The 19,835-nt window shown below is 29.4% G+C and carries 23 protein-coding genes; 3 read left to right on the top strand and 20 right to left on the bottom strand.

Annotated features, from left to right (window positions below):
• Positions 1 to 10 precede the first annotated feature (10 nt).
• From ACX6CF_RS21845 to ACX6CF_RS21810, 8 genes are all read right to left on the bottom strand, one after another.
• On the bottom strand, positions 11 to 835 hold the full coding sequence (locus ACX6CF_RS21845; RefSeq protein ID WP_458787506.1) for a carbohydrate ABC transporter permease: 825 nt from the start codon (positions 833 to 835) through the stop codon (positions 11 to 13).
• A gap of 25 nt (positions 836 to 860) precedes the next feature.
• Positions 861 to 1,760 (bottom strand): carbohydrate ABC transporter permease, encoded by a 900-nt coding sequence (locus ACX6CF_RS21840; RefSeq protein WP_458787493.1) that lies wholly within the window; start codon positions 1,758 to 1,760, stop codon positions 861 to 863.
• A 98-nt stretch (positions 1,761 to 1,858) separates the two neighbouring features.
• Positions 1,859 to 3,127, bottom strand: coding sequence for a sugar ABC transporter substrate-binding protein (locus tag ACX6CF_RS21835; protein ID WP_458787492.1), 1,269 nt, complete (start codon positions 3,125 to 3,127; stop codon positions 1,859 to 1,861).
• Between the two features lie 486 nt (positions 3,128 to 3,613).
• Positions 3,614 to 4,441 carry a phosphonoacetaldehyde hydrolase gene (phnX, locus tag ACX6CF_RS21830; protein ID WP_458787491.1) on the bottom strand — a complete coding sequence of 276 codons (828 nt, stop codon included), beginning with the start codon at positions 4,439 to 4,441 and terminating at the stop codon, positions 3,614 to 3,616.
• A gap of 2 nt (positions 4,442 to 4,443) precedes the next feature.
• Positions 4,444 to 5,529, bottom strand: a complete 1,086-nt coding sequence (gene phnW, locus ACX6CF_RS21825; protein WP_458787490.1) for a 2-aminoethylphosphonate--pyruvate transaminase — start codon at positions 5,527 to 5,529, stop codon at positions 4,444 to 4,446.
• Between the two features lie 25 nt (positions 5,530 to 5,554).
• Positions 5,555 to 6,535 carry an ABC transporter substrate-binding protein gene (locus ACX6CF_RS21820; RefSeq protein ID WP_458787489.1) on the bottom strand — a complete coding sequence of 327 codons (981 nt, stop codon included), beginning with the start codon at positions 6,533 to 6,535 and terminating at the stop codon, positions 5,555 to 5,557.
• A gap of 4 nt (positions 6,536 to 6,539) precedes the next feature.
• Positions 6,540 to 8,195 carry an ABC transporter permease subunit gene (locus ACX6CF_RS21815; protein ID WP_458787488.1) on the bottom strand — a complete coding sequence of 552 codons (1,656 nt, stop codon included), beginning with the start codon at positions 8,193 to 8,195 and terminating at the stop codon, positions 6,540 to 6,542.
• A complete protein-coding gene (locus tag ACX6CF_RS21810; RefSeq protein WP_458787487.1) occupies positions 8,188 to 8,940 on the bottom strand; it encodes an ABC transporter ATP-binding protein in 753 nt (250 codons plus the stop codon). The genes ACX6CF_RS21815 and ACX6CF_RS21810 overlap by 8 nt, the downstream gene beginning before the upstream one ends.
• A 241-nt stretch (positions 8,941 to 9,181) precedes the next feature.
• Between ACX6CF_RS21810 and ACX6CF_RS21805 the strand changes: the two genes are divergently transcribed.
• The gene (locus tag ACX6CF_RS21805) at positions 9,182 to 9,946 is read left to right on the top strand and encodes a DeoR/GlpR family DNA-binding transcription regulator (protein ID WP_458787486.1); all 765 of its coding nucleotides are present in this window, start codon (positions 9,182 to 9,184) and stop codon (positions 9,944 to 9,946) included.
• 43 nt (positions 9,947 to 9,989) lie between these two features.
• Here ACX6CF_RS21805 and ACX6CF_RS21800 read toward each other — a convergent pair whose 3' ends face one another.
• From ACX6CF_RS21800 to ACX6CF_RS21785, 4 genes are all read right to left on the bottom strand, one after another.
• On the bottom strand, positions 9,990 to 10,823 hold the full coding sequence (locus ACX6CF_RS21800) for a hypothetical protein (RefSeq protein WP_458787485.1): 834 nt from the start codon (positions 10,821 to 10,823) through the stop codon (positions 9,990 to 9,992).
• Between the two features lie 24 nt (positions 10,824 to 10,847).
• A complete protein-coding gene (locus tag ACX6CF_RS21795) occupies positions 10,848 to 12,026 on the bottom strand; it encodes an alpha/beta hydrolase (protein WP_458787484.1) in 1,179 nt (392 codons plus the stop codon).
• A 69-nt stretch (positions 12,027 to 12,095) separates the two neighbouring features.
• Positions 12,096 to 12,821: a helix-turn-helix domain-containing protein gene (locus ACX6CF_RS21790; protein WP_458787483.1), complete on the bottom strand. Its 726-nt coding sequence runs from the start codon at positions 12,819 to 12,821 to the stop codon at positions 12,096 to 12,098.
• 35 nt (positions 12,822 to 12,856) lie between these two features.
• Positions 12,857 to 13,369 carry a hypothetical protein gene (locus ACX6CF_RS21785; RefSeq protein WP_458787482.1) on the bottom strand — a complete coding sequence of 171 codons (513 nt, stop codon included), beginning with the start codon at positions 13,367 to 13,369 and terminating at the stop codon, positions 12,857 to 12,859.
• Between the two features lie 362 nt (positions 13,370 to 13,731).
• Between ACX6CF_RS21785 and ACX6CF_RS21780 the strand changes: the two genes are divergently transcribed.
• Positions 13,732 to 14,490: an abortive infection system antitoxin AbiGi family protein gene (locus tag ACX6CF_RS21780; protein ID WP_458787481.1), complete on the top strand. Its 759-nt coding sequence runs from the start codon at positions 13,732 to 13,734 to the stop codon at positions 14,488 to 14,490.
• A 189-nt stretch (positions 14,491 to 14,679) separates the two neighbouring features.
• Here the strand turns inward: ACX6CF_RS21780 and ACX6CF_RS21775 are convergent, their stop codons facing one another.
• Positions 14,680 to 15,159, bottom strand: a complete 480-nt coding sequence (locus tag ACX6CF_RS21775; RefSeq protein WP_458787480.1) for a hypothetical protein — start codon at positions 15,157 to 15,159, stop codon at positions 14,680 to 14,682.
• A 223-nt stretch (positions 15,160 to 15,382) separates the two neighbouring features.
• On the opposite strand from ACX6CF_RS21775, the gene ACX6CF_RS21770 reads away from it, so the two are divergent.
• The gene (locus tag ACX6CF_RS21770) at positions 15,383 to 15,610 is read left to right on the top strand and encodes a hypothetical protein (protein ID WP_458787479.1); all 228 of its coding nucleotides are present in this window, start codon (positions 15,383 to 15,385) and stop codon (positions 15,608 to 15,610) included.
• Between the two features lie 98 nt (positions 15,611 to 15,708).
• Here the strand turns inward: ACX6CF_RS21770 and ACX6CF_RS21765 are convergent, their stop codons facing one another.
• From ACX6CF_RS21765 to ACX6CF_RS21735, 7 genes are all read right to left on the bottom strand, one after another.
• Positions 15,709 to 16,527 (bottom strand): creatininase family protein, encoded by an 819-nt coding sequence (locus ACX6CF_RS21765; protein WP_458787478.1) that lies wholly within the window; start codon positions 16,525 to 16,527, stop codon positions 15,709 to 15,711.
• 293 nt (positions 16,528 to 16,820) lie between these two features.
• On the bottom strand, positions 16,821 to 17,159 hold the full coding sequence (locus tag ACX6CF_RS21760; RefSeq protein WP_458787477.1) for an SH3 domain-containing protein: 339 nt from the start codon (positions 17,157 to 17,159) through the stop codon (positions 16,821 to 16,823).
• A 128-nt stretch (positions 17,160 to 17,287) separates the two neighbouring features.
• The gene (locus ACX6CF_RS21755) at positions 17,288 to 17,416 is read right to left on the bottom strand and encodes a hypothetical protein (RefSeq protein WP_458787476.1); all 129 of its coding nucleotides are present in this window, start codon (positions 17,414 to 17,416) and stop codon (positions 17,288 to 17,290) included.
• A gap of 7 nt (positions 17,417 to 17,423) precedes the next feature.
• On the bottom strand, positions 17,424 to 18,203 hold the full coding sequence (locus tag ACX6CF_RS21750; protein ID WP_458787475.1) for a sugar phosphate isomerase/epimerase family protein: 780 nt from the start codon (positions 18,201 to 18,203) through the stop codon (positions 17,424 to 17,426).
• Between the two features lie 114 nt (positions 18,204 to 18,317).
• A complete protein-coding gene (locus ACX6CF_RS21745) occupies positions 18,318 to 18,719 on the bottom strand; it encodes a hypothetical protein (protein WP_458787474.1) in 402 nt (133 codons plus the stop codon).
• Positions 18,720 to 18,826: 107 nt separating this feature from the next.
• On the bottom strand, positions 18,827 to 18,964 hold the full coding sequence (locus ACX6CF_RS21740; protein WP_458787473.1) for a hypothetical protein: 138 nt from the start codon (positions 18,962 to 18,964) through the stop codon (positions 18,827 to 18,829).
• A gap of 270 nt (positions 18,965 to 19,234) precedes the next feature.
• The gene (locus ACX6CF_RS21735; RefSeq protein WP_458787505.1) at positions 19,235 to 19,567 is read right to left on the bottom strand and encodes a hypothetical protein; all 333 of its coding nucleotides are present in this window, start codon (positions 19,565 to 19,567) and stop codon (positions 19,235 to 19,237) included.
• Positions 19,568 to 19,835 lie beyond the last annotated feature (268 nt).

The following is a 19,835-nucleotide window of genomic DNA, read 5'->3' as shown; positions in this document are numbered from 1 at the left end:
GTGCATCCTCCTATTTTATTCCTGAAGTAACAAATCCTTCCATGATGTGTTTCTGGAATATGCAAAAAATAATCATTATAGGTACTACCATTATTGAAGCACCTGCCATCTGTAAAGCGAAGTTGGTTACATTTTGTCCTTTCAATAAGGATAACCCTACTGATAATGTATAGAATTTCTCGTCATTCGCAATTATTAACGGCCATAAAAAATTATTCCATCCTGCTATAAATGTTAATATTCCTTGTACAGCTAATATTGGTTTTGATATAGGTATAATCAATTTAAAAAATATATAATATTCTCCCGCACCATCTATCCTGGCAGCTTCCATAAGTTCATTAGGAACTCCTCCCATAAACTGTTTAAAGAGAAATATATTGAATGCTCCCACAAGACCCGGAAGTACAATACCTAACATAGTATTAATTAATCCCATTTTATTAAGTATCAGATAAACTGGAATCATCGTAACTTGTGAAGGAATCATCATAGTTGCAAGTACCATGTAGAATAAGAATTTCTTACCAGGAAACTTGAATTTACCAAAAGCATATCCTGCCATAGCATTAAATAATAGTCCAATAAAGAAAATAGCAACTACTATTAAAGTATTTTTCAAGTAAACCAAGAAATTCAATTCTTCAAATAGTTTCCTGTAATTCTCTAAAGTCGGTACTTTCGGAAACAATGTTGGCGGAATAAGCATCGCTTCATTTACATTCTTGAATGAAGAGAATATCATCCATATGAATGGTGTTATCATTAAGATACCGCCTATAGCAAGTAATATTATTACAATAATTTTATCAATTCTAATCCTATCTCTTTTCATTTTTTTCACCTCAGTCATCCTAGTTTTATTCCCATGCATCTTGCTTGTTCATTCTAAATTGAATAAGCGTTACTATAATAATAATTACAAACAATACAAACGAACCTGCTGCTGCGTATCCAAATTGACTTTGTTTAAATCCATTTTGATAGATGAATAATGCCATTGAATTAGTATGTCCCAAAGGTCCTCCACTTGTCATAACCATTGGTTCTTCAAAAAATTGTATCCAACCTATTAGAGTCGTTATAGTAACAAAGAATGTAGAAAATCTTAACTGAGGTAATGTGATATAACGTAAAGTCTGGAATTTTTTAGCTCCATCAATTTTAGCTGCTTCATAATATGATTTTGGTATCCCCTTCAATGCAGCTAAAAATATCAACATATTTATTCCTATGGCTTTCCACACAGCTAAAATGATAAGTGATATTTTTGCAAGCGTTGGATCTTGTAGCCAGCGAAGTCCCTCTAATCCTAATCCATTCAAGATATTATTCAAGAGACCATAATTCGTGTTATATAAGAATCCCCAAACAACAGCTACCGCAACAATATTCGTAACGGCTGGGGCATAGTATACTACTCTGAAAAAAGAAAAAATCTTTTCTGTACCATAATTTATCAAAAGTGCTGAAGTAAGCGATAAGAAAACAACAAAAGGTACACCGATGGCAACATAAAATATTGTATTACGTATAGCTTGATGAAAGTCAGCATCTTTCAATAATTCAATATAGTTTTCAATTCCTATAAAATCAATGTTATTAAAATTAGCTAATCCTTTAATATTCATATCTGTAAAACTTATTCCTACGGAAACAAAAATCGGAACAATGGAAAACAAAAAAAGTAATATTATAGCTGGGGCGATGAATAGGTATGGATATTTATATTTATTTAATTTACTCATGAAATTTTTCATTTAGTCACCTGATTTCTAATTAAAATGCCCCATAAGTTCAGAAATTTTATCCTAAATCTTCTGGGGCTTATTTTATGTATAAGTAATTAAATTCTTAATTACTTATCAAGCATCTTTTCAACTGTCTTATTCAATTCATCTAATTCTGTTTTAATATCAGCGCCGCCAATACTAATTTCTTCAAGGCTTTTCTTAACTTCCATAGCAATAGATTCCCACTCTGGAATAAAAGGTGCTATTTTTGAGTTTTTCATTTGTTCTCCAAATGCACTGAAAAATGGATCGCTTACAAGACTTTCATCATTCCATGCTTCAGTTCTTGCTGGTAAACATTTTGCTATATCAAACCATTTTACTTGTGTTTCAACTTCCGTCATATAAGAAATGAATTTTAGAGCTGCTTCTTCATTCTTAGTATTATCAAAAACAACAAGGTTAGAACCACCTACTGAAGATATATTGTTTTCCTTAGCTGGAACAGTTCTAACAGCCCATTTTCCATCTATTTCAGGAACTTGATTTTTAATAATATTTATCATCCATGGTCCACTTACAAACATAGGTTTAATTCCATCTTTGAATGCTTGAATTAAATCCATATCGTCTTGTACTGGTGCAAGTCCTTCTTCAAAGAAACTATTAAGATATTGTATTGTCTCTACAAATTCAGGTTCATTAAATAATGGCTTACCATCTTCTATTATTTCTGAACCATTCTGCCAACCGTAAGGAATTGAGAATACTTGGTCAGCTAAGTCAAAACTTATTCCGTAGTACTCATCTCCTCTTGCAGATAATTTAGTAGCTGCATCTTTTAATTCATCCCATGTATTTGGTCCTTCATCATAACCTATTTCGCTTAGTAAATCAGTTCTATAGAACATAGCACGTGTATCAACATACCAAGGAATACCGATATATTTACCATCAAATTCTGTAGTACCTATTGAACTCTCAAAATAATTCTTAGGGTCTATATTAGGATACTGATCAATAAATGGTGTTAAATCTTTTAATACTCCAGCTTCTGCAAATTCTGGAATCCATGTTGTACCTAATTGAACAACATCTGGTCCTTTGCCTGAAGCAACAGCCATTAACAATTTGTCATGTGCCTGATCCCAAGGGATAGCTTGAACCACCATATCAATATCAGGGTTTTTTGTTTCAAAATCAGCTTCGATTTCTGATAATAATTTTGCTTCCTCACCCATACCCCATATATTTAAAGTGACTTTTTCATCTGTTGCACCTTCTGTGTTCGAGTCATTTTCTTTTGGAGTCTTATCATCATTGGAACCGCACCCTACAAAAAGTGATACAGTCAATACTAAACTGAGAACTCCTACTAAAAATTTCTTACTCATAATTATTTCCTCCTTTTTCTTATTAATTCTTTTTCGAAACGTTTAAACTGTTAGCTAAAAATTTTTAATTAGCTTGTTAGTATAATAACATCATAATATATTTTTTTCAAGTGTATTTTTATTAATTTGTATATTTTTTTTATTTTAACAAGGTTAAAATTGTTATATTTTCCACTCTTTCTATATTTTATCTTGAACAATATTTTATTTAAATCCTCATAATTATTCGATACGTTTCACCTTTATATGCTTTTTTATATCTATTTCGAATTCTTTTTTATCGTACAATGTTTTATTCTTTTATCTCCTATTATACCTCATACTGTTAATTTTATTCCAACAAAAAGATTACTCAACAGCTGAATCAAAATAAAAATTCACCGAAATCAATTAATGGATTCCAGTGAATTTTTTTACCTATTCAAATAAACTGTTATAGTTTATCACTATTGTTATATATACTCATCAACTTCCTATAATTACTAATTAGAATGCATGTGGACGTTTATCATCTTCAATCAATTGATCTATTTCTGTTAGTAATAAAGGTAACTCAACCAATGTGTTAATAACGAAATCAGCTCCAGCTTTAAGGTAATCTTTTTTAACAGTATTCATTTTTTTAATTTTTTCAAGCTCTTCAAGTTCTTCATACTCTTTGTTGGATAGTCCCATCTGTGAGCTTCCAACTATAACGCCTACTGACCATACACCAGCATTGACCCCTTCATTGATATCAGCTATTGTATCACCTATCTTAACAACTTTCCACGGTGCTGATAATTTTAATATCTCCATATTTCTAAATATCATATATGGATATGGTCTTCCTAGAGCTTTTGTTGAATCAGGGGTCACCCAATTATCCGGACTATATCCTTTGTCCTTTGCTCCTTTTACAACAGTTTGCATCATAGTGTCTGTATATCCAGTTGTCGAACCTATTTTCAGACCCATTCTCCTAATTACATTAATTGTTTCAACTACTCCTGGAATAGGATCAGTATATTGGTCTAGTGAAGCCATTAGCATAGGCTCAAAATCTCTATATAACATATCAACAATATCAACATCCGCTTCATTAAAATCATGCCCGAACTTTTCTTTCCACGCGCTGCTTATTCTAGGCATTTCAAGCATTGTTTTTATATGGTCTCTCTTAAGCATTCCCATTGGTTTTCTTGCTTCTGCTGTCGTTACTTCAACACCCACATTCTTAAATATTTCTAAAAAAACATTTACAGGTGCAAAACACCCAAAATCAACTGTAGTCCCAGCCCAGTCCAAAATAATACCTTCAACATGATTAAGCATAATTATCCCTCCATATATTCTTCAATTATTTTACATAGTCTTTTAATATCTAATGGATATATTTCTCCTATATTACCAATCCTGAAGGTTTCTTCATTGGTAAGTTTTCCTGGATATAGTACGAAACCTCGTTCTTTTACATACTCATAAAAATCATTAAATTCAAACCCACTGCTTGGAAACAGAAAAGTCGTTATTATAGGCGACTGTAATCCTTCTTCTATATACGATTTTATTCCAATATTTCCTAGCCTGTTTCTCAGAATCTGGTTATTTTTACAGTAACGAGAATACCTAGCCTCAATACCTCCTTCTTCAATCAACTCATCTAAAGCTTTTGAAAAGGCAGCAACAACATGAGTAGGCGAAGTATAACGCCACTTGCCATCTTTATTCATTATAAACCATTGATCATATAAATCTAGTGCTAGACTGGTAGAATTATCTTTTGTAGCCGTTAACCTATCTGTCTTAGCTATAACAAATGAAAATCCCGGAACGCCTTGTATACATTTATTAGCACTACTAATTATAAAATCAATTCCCAAGTTGTCCACATCAATAGGAATTCCCCCAAAGCTACTCATCGCATCTACTATAAAAATCTTGTTATAGTCTTTACATAATTTTGCTACTCCATCAAGGGGGTTCAATATACCAGTAGTTGTTTCACAATGAACCATAGCTATATGAGTTATTTTAGGGTCATTGTCTAGAATATCTTTAATACTAATTGTATGTGGTACGATGTTACAATCTGTTCTATAGACTTCAAAATCCATTTTCATCTTTTCAGCCATAGAAACCATTCTTTCACCATAAGCACCGTTAACAATAAATAAGCATTTATCATCTTTATCTATAGCACTATTAAGTGTTGCTTCTACTCCAAATGAGCCGCTTCCCTGTATCAATACTGATGTATATTTTTCTTTTGTGACCTTTGCAATTTCAAGTAATTGCTTTCTTATCTTTTGTGTTATCATTTTGTATTCATCGTCCCAAGTACATCTATCTATCATCATTTCATTTTTAACTGTCTCTGAAGTAGTTAATGGACCTGGTGTCAATAATTTATATGTATTCATTATATAATTTCAACTCCTTAATCAATTATTGTGCTTGTTTATAAAATTCTTGATGTTGTTTTAAAAGGTTAACTGTTAATGGTGCATTGAATTCTTTTGGATTACCCGGTTTGTTAAGTTCATCTATACTTTCGCCTTCATACAAAGCCACAGGATAATATTCTAACAATTCGGTACGCGCTTCTTTTATAATTACTTGTGCCATTTTCATTGCTAATTCTTCTTGTTTTTCATTTCCTTTTTTAACAACAGCAACAGCTTCTGTCAAAGAAAAATTACCTTCTATAGGATCAATGAATTTGATTGGTTTACCATCAACATTATCTTGTACTGCTTGATGCCTTAATCCAAATCCAGCCCCAACTTCACCTACTCTAACTTTTTTAATTGGACCTGAACCTGAACTCTCTATATGAGCACCACAATTTTCAACTAAATCCTTTGTTATATTCAGTCCTTCATCTTCACCATATTCATTAATAATAGCCTGTATCATTAACCATGCTGTTGATGAATCTATAATACTTGGAATAGATACCAAATCTTTGTACTCAGGTAATGTTAGATCCTTTATTGACTTTGGTAATGGTAACTTATTATCATTAATCACTTCTGTGTTAACGAATATAGCTCCTGTATTAGCAAGAATTGGTGTGTAGTATGCAGGATAGGATAGTAATGCATCTGTATCGAATGTTAGATCAAGAAACATCTTATGTTCTTTTTGGGCACTTTCTATAAAGTATGAACTCATAGTTATAAGATCAGCCTCTATACTACTACCTTCAGCCATTAACTTACCTCCAAGTTCTGAAGTTCCCATTCCTTGCAAAATATACTCATCTTCAAAACCAGAATCATTTAGCGCTGTTTTCATGGCTTCCATTGCTTCTTCATCTGCATTTGTGTAGATAACAATTTGCTTTGCACTTTTTTGACAACCAGTTATAACTAAAACTAATGTCAATACTAAGGTAAAACTAATTATTCTAAACTTATTCTTCATTTTCTTATACTCCTTTTTTAGTTTTATAAAGCTCCAACTGACTGGTTAGATATTTATCTTCAAAAATCTTACTTAATATTTTGAATACTATATTGGTTAAAAATATTAATATGGATAATATAAATACTTCATTAAAATTAGCATAATGCTGTAATTCTTTAATTTTACTTGTTAATAAAGATGTTTTAGCTGTAACTAAGAATATGATTGCACTTATAGTAATCATTGAATTAATGAAGAAATAAGAAATCATTTCTATAATTGTTGTTATTGAATTAGGTATAATGACTCTTACAATTGTCTTGAACCAAGTATCTCCCATTAATTCTCCTGTAACTTCCCATGCTGGATTCATCTTACTTAATGCATTTTTAGCCATTAGATAAGGTGTAGTATAGAAATGTATCACATTACAAAATATTATTATTACAAAAGTCCCTTTGAAATCACTTTTATTAAATAAAAATAGATAAGCTAATCCAAGTACCATTCCAGGTATGCTGTTAGTAACTATTGCTACAAAATCAATAGTACTTTTAAGTCTTTTCTTCAATCCTGTCCGAGTGTTGATGATTGCACTTCCATATGTGATTAATGTACCTAATAGAGCTGTAGCCCCTGATACTATTAATGAGTTCTTATACACATTAAGAACAGCATGTGATAATAATGTCTTAGTAAAATATTTTGTTGTAAATTTCATGTCATATGGGTAGTTTTCTACAAAAGGTGTTATAAACATTACCAAAAATACTGATAGAATACTTAGCACCACCAATATTGAAAATCCAGTAAATGTAACATCTCTTCTTTTATTTTTAATTAATTGAGCTTTAGTAATTTTGTCATAATGGAAATCGAATCTATCCAAATATTTCAATAACACAACTCCTATTATTGCCGGAACAAGCATGATTACTGCTATCACAGAACCCTTGTTAAAGTCAGGTATAGAACCTAACATTACTTGATATAAACGAGTGGATATTACTTTATATGTACCTCCTACAGAAGCAGGTATCCCAAAATCGGTAAAACTCAGTACAAAGGATAATAAGAATGCTCCTCCTATAGTGCCTATCAAAGGTCTTATGATAGTATTAAGAAATCCTCTAAAAAAGTTATCTTTCATTAGTTTTGAAACTACAATAAATTTTTTATCAATATATCCAAATGAGTTATTAATAAGTAAAAATGTCATTGGTAGGGTGTATATTATGTATCCTATCAATAAACCATTAAATCCATATATTTTAATTATTTCTCTACCAAATAGCTTTGTCAGCAATCCTTGTTTACCAAAGGAATAAATGATTGCGAACCCATATGTTATTGTAGGCAATAACATAGGAATCAAAGTACCCATGTGTATTATCCTCTTAACATTTTTTGAGATACCGGTACAATTTACTCCATATGCCAATATAAAAGCTAAGGAAGTAGTTATTACAGCTGTTAGGAGAGATATTTTAATACTATTACAAATAGCTGTAATAATATCTTTGTCTTTTAATATGCTAGTATAATTTTCTAATATACTACCTTGATTACCTCTTAATGAATTAACAAACAGTCTTCCCAAGGGCAAAATCAAAAACATGGCAATAAATATAGCAAAAAAAATATATATTATAGTTGCTTGTCGTTTATTTCTATGCATAGCGTTCTCCAAATAGATTGTAGATATTATCCTTCTTGATTCTTAATTGTTTTAGAATGAATTCTTCTACAAAACTATTATGTGGCTTTTCTATAACTTCTCTTGGTGTGCTGTATTGTGCAACGCTACCATCATTAATAATGAGAACTTTATCAGACATTGTTAGTGCTTCTTCTGGGTCATGAGTAACGATAATAGTTGTGAGATTATACTGTTTGGTAATTAACTTGATTCTTTCTTTTATTGTCTCCTTTATAACACCATCCAAAGCACTTAGGGGCTCATCAAGAAGTAATATCCTTGGTTTAGTAACCAATGTTCTGGCTAAAGCGACTCTTTGTTTTTGTCCTCCTGATAATTGATCTATCCTTTTTTTAAGATGGGGTGCTAACTCTAAGGTATCTATTATTCCATTTAGTTCATCTTTACTAACAAAATTAGAACTATTCTTCAAGCTGTAAATGATATTTTTGTAAGCATTGAGATTAGGAAACAACACATAGTCTTGGAATACAATATTGAATCCTCGTTCTTTCATAGGTTGATTACTTACATCTACATCATCAAAAATGATTTTTCCATTATCCATAGGAACCAATCCTAAAATTATATTAAGCAAAGTAGTTTTACCACTTCCACTTGGTCCTAACATTGATACAATTGAGCCTTTTTCTATTTTCAGACTTATACCATCTAATATAGTTTTATCATCGAATTTCTTTTTAATATCTATTAATTCTAACACTTCACTTACCTCCAAACTTCAACTCTTATTTTAATACAATCATACACCTGGAAAGTAAAATCCATATTAAGCCAAAGTAAAAAATGAATAAATTATCATTATATGTTTGTTATTTTTATACCATTTTATGACCAACTTATTCATCTTATATTAATATATCATTGTTTTTTCTTGATAATTCTTGCAATTCATGTTATATATACTTTAGAGAAATAATACTAAAATTGGCAGGATTGATTATATGTTACCCAGCGAAAGAAGAAATAAAATAATAGAACTATTAAGAAGTAAAGAAGTTGTCACCATTACTGAGTTTATGGAATCTTTTAATATATCCATAGAAACTGTAAGACGTGATTTGAACTTGTTGGAGAAACAAGGAAAGATACAAAAAGTATATGGGGGAGCTAAATTAAAAGAAAATTCTAATTATGAAACAGCTATAGAGAACAGAATGATTAACCGATTAGCTGACAAACAAAATATCGGCAGGAAATGTGTAGAACTCATCAATGATAATGACTGTATATTTATTGATAGCGGTTCAACAACTTATCAGATTGCTAAATACCTCGATTCCAAGAAAAATCTTACTATCGTTACTAATTCAATACATGTTGTTAATGAACTCCTGTCTACTGACTATGAGATAATTATTATAGGAGGCAGAATACGTCACAGCGAATGCTCTGTTGTATCTTATGATTATATTTTTGATTTTTCTCAGTTGAATATCCAGAAAAGTTTTATATGCGCAAGTGGCATTACTATAGAAAATGGGATTTCTGATTTTAACATGCATGAAGCTTTAACCAGGAAAAGAATAATTGAACGCTCAAGAGAGATCTTTGTAGTTTCTGACAGTTCAAAGTTCGGTAAAGATGTTACCATCAATGTTGCTACCCTAGATCAAATTGATTGCATTGTGACTGATGACAACATTGATCAGCTGATGATTAAAAATCTAGCAGAAAAGGATATTAGAATAGTTCAAGCTAAAGCTTGATTAGCTTTAGCTTGAATTATAATTCGGGAAATTTCTAAATAAACTAAATCACTTCTAAAAACATTAGTAAAAGGATTCCGCAAAATACGAATCCGCTTACTGTCAACATATTTTTCTTCTCTTCTTTCTTAAAACTCTTTTTCATATGTATTGCAGATTTGTATATTAAAACGCTAAATAGTATGATGCTTATTATCTCAGTCAAATATATGTTAGTACCTCCAAAATCGTTATAATTATATATAACTTGACATATTTTAATTATAAAAATCTGAACTAATCCAATTATATTAGCATACCAAAAAACATTTAACTTTCTTTTGTATGTAGCGACTACTGTTATACTACAAATCAACATTATAACACAATATATAATTATACGATAATCTGGCGAACACACAAAGTCATATAGGGTTTTAGTATAATACGAAAATCCTTGATGAAATAAAAATGTTATAGCCAAAAATATTATGTTATATATGTTTAACCATATTATTGAGAATTCCAAAATCTTCTCTTGTATTTGATTATCTTTATAATCAATATTTTTTTTACTCCTATTTGATAAATATATTATTAACCAAAAACATAGTATACCAATCAATATAACATCTACACTTATTGAATTGATCAGAGATCCAAAATAACTTGGTTTCATTCTATACAAGAATTCCTCATCATTAAAGCTATTAAAAATATTAAAATCTTCTAAATCAATATTTTCTTTTAACTCTGCTTTTGAACTCTCAATTATTTCATTTATATTATTGTCATACCTTACCTGATAACTATATTCCCTATATCCTGCAATTAATATAACAACAATTACTGCTACTAGACATAATAGATTCATTTTAATTTTTATTCTTTTGTCCATACTATTACTCCTCGTATAATCTCATCATTCATCATATGAATCCCTCTTTTTTATCTGCTCTATCCAATTGATCATTGTGTCAAAACAAAGTTTTGAGTTTCCTACGTTACAGTGTCCTTCACCATACTCTTTCTCTGTAAATAAACGATAAGTTAGAGAGTGAACATTTACTAATGAATCAATTTCTTCTTTATAGAGTTCCTTGTTGATAAAATGATCTTTTTCTGCACCTATTACTAACATATCCTGAGTAATTCTATGACCAACATCAACCATTTGATAACTATTCAACTTCTTCAGATATTCAAATGGGGATTCAACTTCATATGCATACATACCATGTTTTATTCCCCAATCAACTGTTGGATCTTTTTTCATTAGCTTCTTCACCTTAGAATTTATAATCCACTTGAAGTTATGTTTAAGTATCCATTTAACAATCCCTCTAGCTGATTTTTTGAATGAATAAAGACCAACACTTAGAAAATTTGGAAATATAGACCATCCAATTACTCTTTTTATTCTTTTATCAAATGCAGCAGCTCGTGGAGCAAGCATACCACCAAGTGATGCTCCAATTATAGTTACATCCTCAAGTTCTAATGCATCAAGAACTGCCTTTACTGGTTTTTCCCAATAAGGTGTAAAATGTTTTCCTTGTTCTCTTACTACCCCACCTTGACCGGGACCTTCAAATAAATAGACATCAAAACCATTCTCAGCAAAATAAAGCATTGGATAGAAAAATTCTTCATAATAAGAATCATTGCCCCCATGAAGAAGAATAGTATCCTTTTTCTCTCCAATAGCCTTTGCATACATAACTGGTAGGGTAACCCCTTCATAGTCTATCTTTAACCTTTTTACTTTGTTATTAGAAAAATAATCTTTGTAATATTCGTAAAAAAGCTTTGAAGCAAGCTGATAATATTTTAGTTTATCTTCATCCCCATCATACATAAAAAATTCGCTCATACGATAATAAGCTATTGCATTCTCTGTACGATTCTCTTTTATTGCCTTATCACCCAATTTAATAAGTTGTGTTTTCCAACTTTCACTATCAATAATTTCATTTGATATAGGTTCAACATCTTCTAGTCTGCCACCATCCCACATAATAACTCTATTAAGCTGAAAATTGAAGTTATCTTGTTTATTAAGTCTATATGACCCTTTTTTAAATTCTATTTTATTCATCATATAAAAATCTCCTTTTTTTTGAGTATTATATATCAATACAAAAAAGGAAACTTTTAAATAAACGCTAACTTATGATCTCTTATAATTCGAAAATGATAATCCGAACATTTTTTTACAAGTTGCAGAAAAATGTGATGAACTATCAAATCCTGCATGTATAGAAGCTATAGTTAAATTTTCTCCACGCATATAATAATTATAGGTTTTATGCATTTTCGCCATTACTAAAAAACTGGCAAGAGATATTTTTACTTGTTCTCTAAAAAGATGTGAAAGACGACTCTGTGATAGGCATGCAATACTACTTAGCTTATCAAAAATATCTTTATGTATACTTTCAGTTTTATATATTTCATCAATAACTTTAATTACTCGATCATCATAAGTCATTTGAGGGGAATTTTGAATATCACATATTGATAGTATTTTTTCATCCAATTCTTCAGTATCTTTACACTCATAATAATAGGTTGAAACTTGCTTAACAATTTCTTCATCTATTATTTGATATTCTTGTCCTTTGAGAAACTTATAGCTGATGGAACGTGCAATTTCACTTGTTTCATCAATCAATAATATTATCCTTTTTGTATTTTGAGTCAATACAGTATGAACAATATTTGATTCAATACATATTCCCTTACAAATTACCTTTTTATCTCCAATAGCACACTCAAGATTTCCATCTACTCCAAATATAAGATGTTTGGCAAAATGTTTATGTTTGTTAGGAGTTTTTTCAGCAAATAATAATATATGGTCTTTGAGATAATGGATACTAGAAATCTTTTTCACCTCTGCTTTTTTAGTTTATATTATTATTCTTAAGTTTAATTAAAACTTGCATATTTTAATTTATCACCTAATTGCTCTTTTAATTCTTGGTATGTATATGGATTAAAATTATCATCATGATATCTATCTTCCAGCCAATCTTTAATTGTACTTATATCACTAATTACGTCCTCAAATTTTTGTTCATCTTCAATAGAGCCCTTTTTAATCTGCTCAACTTTATATTCTTCTAATAAATGTATGTATTCTCTATAGAAATTACTGATGTCCAAACTATCCTCTTCGAATAAATGCATATTACTTATATCAGCTTTTTTCAAAGCATTTATGATATTCTGTATTTCAATTTGTGGATATTCCGTTTGCATTATCCCATTACCATATAAATAGCCAATAATATTAAAGCTAAGCATATGGTCACTCACAATCATCTTTTGTCTATCATTGTATGAATCTGCCATCTTATTCAATTTCACACCAATTCTTAGGGAGTGGATTAATAATATTATGATAACAGCTATAAAAATAATATAGTACTTTTTCTTCATGTATAATCACCTTTTTTAATAATGTTAGTTTTATTTTTCATAGTTAGTATAAACTTATTCATTTCTCGACTTTTATCAACTTAATTATTTAATTTTGTTTAAATTCTTATTTAATATTAACAGAAAATCTGATAATAGGCAACAAAAAAACATTACTAATACTATTATTTGATACCCTTAATATTTCAAAGCTAATAATTAAAATAATCTTATTACTGTATAGTATAAAATATTCTGTATATATCTTCTTTGGGTTGTGTAAAATAATATCATCTGAATACAATTTTATTTTAGTAAATCAAGAATATCCATATATGATTAATAGGATATCTATAATAGTGTGGAAAAGGAAGAGTCAATATATGAGTATCATTAGTGCAGAAACTTTATTTCATTTTATGAAGGAGTTTTCTTTTCTAGAAGATGTATTAAACAATAAACTTTCACCAAGATATTATAAAGAACAATCAGTATTTTTTAATGAACCAGTTTATATTTTGATGAAATGTTTTTGTGATATACCTTTGTCTCTAGTAAAAAAACACATCGAACAATATGGTTGTTATGCCATTGGATTCAACAAAAAATGGGGAATGACTAATAGAATTAATCCAATCAACTATTATAATGAAAATTCAAATTTCATTCAAGCAATTAAGATACAATATGATGCTTGCATTGATATGATAACCAACAACAAAAGTATCAACTTTGATAATTTTGATTTGAATAGACTAAAAAAAGCACTGGAATACACTTTTATGAATTATAAGCCTGTACGAATAGAAGCAGGTGCAAGAGATTATTACAATGAAAGAGAATGGAGATATATTCCATTAGAGGAAGATAAAGACTCTATACTCATTAAAGAAGATAATATAAAGCAATTATATCTCTGTTCAGAAATACAAGAAGAAAAAATTGAAGAATATAATGAAGTCATGAAAAGTTATCATACCCTATACTTTGAATTAAAAGATATAAACTTTATCATTGTTAAAAACAATGAAGAAATTCGTTATCTATGCAAGTTTTTTGATACTAATTATAAGGATAATCAATATAGAGAAATAGTTAAAACGAAAATCATCAAAAGTGAAGACATAGAAATGAATTTTTAGTTATCTACAAAGCTACAATCAATAAAATATAGTTATTTTTAACAGATAACTTAATAAGTAGTAATTAGATCCTTGAAGAAAAGGACCTCTTAATAAAGCTCTAATCCATATTAAGAAATCCTGTTTTCCATTATTTATATACACAAATTATTTCATATTGAAGTCAAAAACTTAAGTGTTTATTAAGTGCTATAGATTAGTTCCTGTTGCCCAAAGTGGTTGAGTTCCTTGGTAAATCACTAGATTTCCATCATCTTGAAGTACAAGACGTGCACCAGGGTTATTATATGTTTTGGAATCCCAAACTGGCATATTAAATAAAACTGGATCTATATCATTAGGATCTGGTCTACTAGGATATAAATCATGGTACATTACTAAATTACCATCAAGTTGCATAATTAACTTACTTGGTATATGATTATATCCTGGATAATCAGATATTGGAGATGTCCAAAGTACACCTCTGCTTTTACTATAAAGAACCATTTTTCCACCTGTCTGCATTTGAAGTAAATATTCATGATTATTGGATTCAATCCACTGCCACATACTTAGAGATTCATCAGGTCTTAAAGTATTTTCGCCATGAGCGGCTAAACAAGTCATACCATTTAATAACAACATAATTGAAAGAGTTAAAATCGATATTAAACCTTTTTTTCTCATAATTAACCTCCTATGTATAATTTTTCAATTTGTGTATACATTTTAATTGTATCATATAATTATAAAAATATATACCATTAGTTTTTGTCAATATATATAATATTGATTATATTCAATAATGGTATTTTTCTATACTTTATAAAATTCTAATAAATATTATATCAATTTAGTCAGAAAAATGTTATAATATGGGTTAATATGATATAAAGGAGGTACATTCAAAATGGCACCCAAAATTATTGGAATAATAGTACTTTCAATTTTAACACTAATTAACTTTTTCAAGTTATTAGGTACCTTGTTCCTAATATTCATTCAACCTACCGAACTGAATTTCGACTCCGGTTTCACTATTGGTTCTACTATCGGTTCTGTATTAATGATGGCTCTATTTATTTTTGGAATCGTCAAGATATCAAAATCATTAAGTACTGCAAATCCTTCAAAGTAGCTATATATGCTACTTTTTTATATTATACAAGTACTTATTTTATTATTCTTTTTAGAAAGCGGAATAATCTTCATTAGACATTGATAAATCTTATCCTATTATAAAGTATTTTTTATTAGTCTAGCAGTTATATTTGAAAAATCCTTAATGAACCCTCTAGCATCTTCCAAATTAATGTTTGAAGGATCACCACAGTACCCTAGGGGAGTTACTTCTTTAGCACTTTCTCCTCCTTGCTGCCATTTCCTTAAATCTTGGAAAGTTGTTTTTGACGATTTAAGCTTTCTTGCTTTATGTTCATCCACTAAATCTTTAAAGTCCAATAACATTAGACTAGTTTCAAAACCGCCCGCATGTATGTCTATATATTCTTGTTTATCATCAAAATCCCCATCATATTCTTGAACTAATATGTATGGCTCCTTACCGTCTAGTCCATATGCATTTTTAAAGAACTCTGGAATTATATCGTAAGCATCTATTTTCATATTGGATTCATATATTTCTTTTGCTACATCTAAAATCGTCTTACAATGTAATGAATCTCCATGCATATTGATGAAAAAAACTTTTTTGAATCCCCATCCATCAAGACATTCTATAGTATCTTTTAGTACTGCTTTCATAGTATCCACTTTCACAGTAAAAGAGCCTACAAACCCACCAGTAGCCTTATTTATTCCCCAATAGAACGGAGGTGCAATTATAGAATCAATATTCATTTTACTTAAATCTTCCTGTATATATCTTAGCATTGAATAAGTTAAATATGTATCTGTTCCCAATGGTAAATGAGGTCCATGTTCCTCAATAACTGCTATTGGAAATAATACTACTGCGTCTTTTTCTATGAATTCTTCAATTTCTTGGTATGTCATATCTGCCATAGTTTTATCAAAGATAGATTTGGTGTTCATATATACATCCTCCATTTACTATAAATATTATTACCATAACAATGTATCCTTATTGCTATCGGTGTTATAATACTATCAGAAATAATAGTTTATTTCAAATAAATTAATGTATCTATGGTTACTTTGGAGTATATGATTCATAATATAGCAGATAAATATTTTCTAGGGTTCCGCAGTCATAGACTGGTCTGGTCCAAGAGAAAACGCATAGGTAATAGCATTACATAAAAATAAGCCTATTCATATAAAAAATTATAGTATAGGCTTATTTTGAATTATGTATTAATCAGTTCTTAGTACTCATTAACAAAAAACAAATACCTGAAATGAACATATCCAAATTGTCCTGTCTTATATCTGTACACGTACTGATAAGCTCCCTCATTACCATAGTAAGCTACTCTTTCTCCTTTATCAAACACTCCTAATATAGCTGAAGATGAATTTGAGTCTTCTCTAAAGCAAACGTTATCACCATATACATATCCTTCCGATATAAATTCTAGTCCAATTGATTGTGTTAAAACCATATTATTATTTAAATTATTCATCGGGTCTTTTGCATAAGTATTGTGACTAAATGTTAATATAACTCCTATCACTAAAAATAATGCTGCAATCTTTTTACTCATAATATTCTCCTTTCATTTTATTAATTAGTATAATACATATATTAACATTTATTATTCGAATATTTTGTATATTTACGAGTGTAGAATTCGCAAAAAAAGACAAGGTATTTGGTTATATTCCTTGTCCATCATGGTTGATAATAATATCGAAAATCTAGCTTGTCTTCATATTTAGTTAAATGAAAGAGATGTGCATGAGCAAAAGTTTCTTCTGTATCATCTTTCATATCTGTAAAGCTATCTGCCTCTCTTGACATATAACTTCTACCTATACCCTTCCAACTTTTGCTCCAATTTCAACCCTGATTTATATGTCATACATAATAATTGTTCTGATTCTTTATAAGCAGTGTGATCTGTTAACACCTCCATTAGTAGAGGCTTGTCATAACCTATTTCAGCTAATTTCTTTAACATATAATCAAAATCAATAAAACCTTCACCTGGTACTACATGGTCAACAAATTCTTTAATCCTATCTGATATGTGAACAGCAATTATTTTATCACCATATAATTCAATCAAATCACATTTACGTGGTCCATCTATTTGTGCATGGGTAATGTCATAACACATACCGAAATATTTTTTATCTAACTTATCTAATGCCATTTTCAGTACGTCTGTTGCACCATCTGGGTGTAAGTTTTCAATAGCATACTTAATATTGTAAGTTTTTGCTATTGGTATGAGCTTTTCACATAGATTGATTAATTCTTTATATTTGGGCTCAACTTTATCTTTAGTAATATAAAAATCGCATGGATGTATTACTACTACACCAGCCCCCAATCGATCAGCAACCTCTGAACAATCTTTAAGTATCTTGAATGCTTCTGGATTATTAGCACTACAACCATGTATCGTATCAACTTTTAAGTCATATTTCTGAATTAATTCAAGTAATTTATCTGGATTATCTAATAATCCATTATGGCTATAATTACTACTTATTGATACGTATTCAAATTTTGCATCCTTTATCATTTTTAATTGTTTATGTAATGGTACATTATAATTGAAACAAGTTGATATTGAAATCATATAATTCTCCTGTTCATTGAATATTGTTAATATACTAATATACAAATTTCATTATGTAATCTACTAGCATTGCTTTTTAGTATATACTAATCAGTGCTTTAATCTCTAATAATATTATGTATTAAATTCGCTTCTCATACTTGAATGATATTGTACCCATTCATCTACATCATTTTTCAAAAAATATTTCTCATCATCAATTTCAATATAAGGCATATATCTATAAGTATCGTAGCTACTCATTTTTTGTCTCTCTATCTTTTCTCTCTCTAAAATTATATTTAGCTTATCTTGCGGAATACTTAAATATTGGGCAGCCTCTTGCTCTGTTAATAATGCTTTGTCAGAGGTATTCCATCTGACTATCTGACTTTTTAACTCTTGTTCTTCATCACCTACTTTACTATCACACTCTTTGTTTGTACTTTTTATAGCATTCCCTATCCAAACAGAACCAAAAATTATAGCAGCTGAAAGAATTAGAATACTTGTTATTAATAACTTATTTATTTTCATCCATTTGTCTCCTTATAAATATTAAATAATACTTTTTAATTTATCATTTCATGTTATTCTGATTTGTATTTTTTAATAACTCTAATGTATGTCTAATAATGTAATTGTTATCTCCTATTATTATTTATATAAATATTCAATGCTTGTACTCCTTTGATTGAGCATAATATAATAAAAAAATACATACCTATTCTTAATATTAATTCTAAATAAGGTAGAATAGCTATCCCACAAACTAAATTCATATTTTTCCTCCTCTATAAAAATTTCTTAAAAATCTTATAGTTCATATGTTTTCCCGATATTACTAGTTAATATTAACAAATAATTTAATAATAATCAATAAAAAAGAACCCACGTTCAATTAAGAAAGCAAGTTCTATATATGTACCAACACCTATTTAGAGCATATCTACATTACTGGTTTGTACCTTTACCCTATTATTATTTTATAAATATTTACCATCCCATAACCAGACACAAATTGCTATACTTCATGAGGAACTACTAATAAATCACCTGAATACCTTACCAATTAGATTGTTTTTTTCTTTAAAACCATTAAGATAATCTTTCACACTCATTTTTTTATTACCTGAAGGTTTTATTGTTTTTAAAATAATTTCCCCATCGGATACTTTAATTACTATTCCATCCTTGTATAATTTTACTATTTCCCCATATGATTTTTCTTTATAAATATCTTCACCTATGATAGCTTCGTATATTTTTATTTCTACATTATCTAAAATTGCATAAGATAATGGCCATGGATTAAGCCCTCTTATTTTGTTAAGTACTTCTATTTTTGTTTTATTAAAATCTATATGTTCATCTTCTCTTGATATATTATAACCAAATGTTACTTCTTCTTTATTTTGGACTATTCTAAGTCAGCAACCACCACTTCAAGTGGTGGTTTGATACTAGCCCTATAAGGGCTTTATTACTTGCGCACCTAAAAGGTGGGCATCACAAGCACTGTTACCATCTACCTCTATAAGAGGCTCTTATCTTCTAGTTTCTTCTTTCATAGCCTCTTTTTGTTGTTCTTGGATATACATCTTTATTGCATCTTCAGTGATATTTCCTACTGTTGACACATAATACCCTCTT

This window comes from Vallitalea sediminicola (assembly GCF_054408565.1).
This window is presented reverse-complemented; position numbering and strand designations above follow the sequence as displayed.

Coding starts and splice junctions, on each gene's coding strand:
- ACX6CF_RS21780 (WP_458787481.1), top strand. CDS start 13,732: ATGAGTATCATTAGTGCAGAAACTTTATTTCATTTTATGAAGGAGTTT.
- ACX6CF_RS21840 (WP_458787493.1), bottom strand. CDS start 1,760: ATGAAAAATTTCATGAGTAAATTAAATAAATATAAATATCCATACCTA.
- ACX6CF_RS21755 (WP_458787476.1), bottom strand. CDS start 17,416: ATGTCAAGAGAGGCAGATAGCTTTACAGATATGAAAGATGATACAGAA.
- ACX6CF_RS21745 (WP_458787474.1), bottom strand. CDS start 18,719: ATGAAAATAAATAAGTTATTAATAACAAGTATTCTAATTCTTTCAGCT.
- phnX (WP_458787491.1), bottom strand. CDS start 4,441: ATGCTTAATCATGTTGAAGGTATTATTTTGGACTGGGCTGGGACTACA.
- ACX6CF_RS21775 (WP_458787480.1), bottom strand. CDS start 15,159: ATGAGAAAAAAAGGTTTAATATCGATTTTAACTCTTTCAATTATGTTG.
- ACX6CF_RS21785 (WP_458787482.1), bottom strand. CDS start 13,369: ATGAAGAAAAAGTACTATATTATTTTTATAGCTGTTATCATAATATTA.
- ACX6CF_RS21835 (WP_458787492.1), bottom strand. CDS start 3,127: ATGAGTAAGAAATTTTTAGTAGGAGTTCTCAGTTTAGTATTGACTGTA.
- ACX6CF_RS21845 (WP_458787506.1), bottom strand. CDS start 835: ATGAAAAGAGATAGGATTAGAATTGATAAAATTATTGTAATAATATTA.
- ACX6CF_RS21805 (WP_458787486.1), top strand. CDS start 9,182: ATGTTACCCAGCGAAAGAAGAAATAAAATAATAGAACTATTAAGAAGT.
- ACX6CF_RS21740 (WP_458787473.1), bottom strand. CDS start 18,964: ATGAATTTAGTTTGTGGGATAGCTATTCTACCTTATTTAGAATTAATA.
- ACX6CF_RS21750 (WP_458787475.1), bottom strand. CDS start 18,203: ATGATTTCAATATCAACTTGTTTCAATTATAATGTACCATTACATAAA.
- phnW (WP_458787490.1), bottom strand. CDS start 5,529: ATGAATACATATAAATTATTGACACCAGGTCCATTAACTACTTCAGAG.
- ACX6CF_RS21765 (WP_458787478.1), bottom strand. CDS start 16,527: ATGAACACCAAATCTATCTTTGATAAAACTATGGCAGATATGACATAC.
- ACX6CF_RS21770 (WP_458787479.1), top strand. CDS start 15,383: ATGGCACCCAAAATTATTGGAATAATAGTACTTTCAATTTTAACACTA.
- ACX6CF_RS21760 (WP_458787477.1), bottom strand. CDS start 17,159: ATGAGTAAAAAGATTGCAGCATTATTTTTAGTGATAGGAGTTATATTA.
- ACX6CF_RS21820 (WP_458787489.1), bottom strand. CDS start 6,535: ATGAAGAATAAGTTTAGAATAATTAGTTTTACCTTAGTATTGACATTA.
- ACX6CF_RS21815 (WP_458787488.1), bottom strand. CDS start 8,195: ATGCATAGAAATAAACGACAAGCAACTATAATATATATTTTTTTTGCT.
- ACX6CF_RS21795 (WP_458787484.1), bottom strand. CDS start 12,026: ATGATGAATAAAATAGAATTTAAAAAAGGGTCATATAGACTTAATAAA.
- ACX6CF_RS21800 (WP_458787485.1), bottom strand. CDS start 10,823: ATGGACAAAAGAATAAAAATTAAAATGAATCTATTATGTCTAGTAGCA.